A 1,169-nucleotide genomic window follows, 5' to 3' on the forward strand; every position below is an offset into this window, starting at 1 on the left:
TACCAGCTGACGGTGGAGCCGGACCTGTGGCCGATGAAGCGCGACCGTAACCTGCGCATCTTCCAGGGGCAGACGGTGCCGCAGATAGTGAAGACCCTGCTGGGTGAGCATCAGGTCAACGTCGAGGACAAGCTCACCGGCAGCTACGGGGTGTGGGACTACTGCGTGCAGTATCAGGAGTCGAGCCTGGACTTCATCAGCCGCCTGATGGAGCTGGAGGGGATTGCGTATCACTTCAGCCACGAGGCGGACAAACACACCCTCGTGCTCACCGACGCCGCCACCCAGCATCAGCCGTTCAGCGGCTACGAGGTGATTCCGTATCACCAGACGCCGTCCGGCGGCAGCACGGATGAAGAGGGTATCGGCCAGTGGGCGCTGGAGGACAGCGTCACGCCGGGGATTTACAGCCTCGACGATTACGATTTCCGCAAGCCGAACGCGTGGCTGTTCCAGGCCCAGCAGAACCCGGCGTCGCCGAAGCCGGGCAGCATTGACGTCTACGACTGGCCGGGACGCTTTGTGGAGACCGGGCATGCGGAGTTCTACGCCCGCATTCGTCAGGAGCGCTGGCAGGTGGAGCACCAGCAGATTCAGGCCACTGCCACGGCGGCAGGCATTGCGCCGGGCCACACCTTCACCCTGACTAACGCGCCGTTCTTCAGCGATAACGGCGACTATCTGGTGACGGCGGCGGGGTATCACTTCGAGGAGAACCGCTACGCCAGCGGCGAGGGAGAAACTATTCACCGGACTGATTTCACGGTTATCCCGGCATCGGTCTCTTATCGCCCGGCGCAGAGTACGCCCTGGCCGCGCACCTACGGCCCGCAGACGGCAAAAGTGGTGGGTCCGCAGGGGGAGAGCATCTGGACGGACAAATACGGCCGCGTGAAGGTGAAGTTCCACTGGGACCGTCTGGCGAAGGGCGATGACACCAGCTCCTGCTGGGTGCGCGTGTCGAGCGCCTGGGCGGGCCAGGGCTACGGCGGGGTGCAAATCCCGCGGGTGGGCGATGAGGTGGTGGTGGACTTTATCAACGGTGATCCGGACCGTCCGATTATTACCGGGCGGGTGTACAACGACGCGAGCATGCCGCCGTGGGCGCTGCCGGCCGCGGCGACGCAGATGGGCTTTATGAGCCGGACAAAAGACGGCTCGGTCGACAA

At 64.2% G+C, this 1,169-nt stretch carries 1 protein-coding gene; it reads left to right on the forward strand.

Annotated elements, in window-relative coordinates; genetic code table 11:
- A partial coding sequence (locus LDK53_RS21500; protein WP_225288027.1) for a type VI secretion system Vgr family protein occupies positions 1-1,169 on the forward strand: 1,169 nt, incomplete at both ends.

Origin of the sequence: Enterobacter sp. K16B, from assembly GCF_020216105.1 — a bacterium.
GTDB classification, from domain to species: domain Bacteria; phylum Pseudomonadota; class Gammaproteobacteria; order Enterobacterales; family Enterobacteriaceae; genus Enterobacter; species Enterobacter sichuanensis.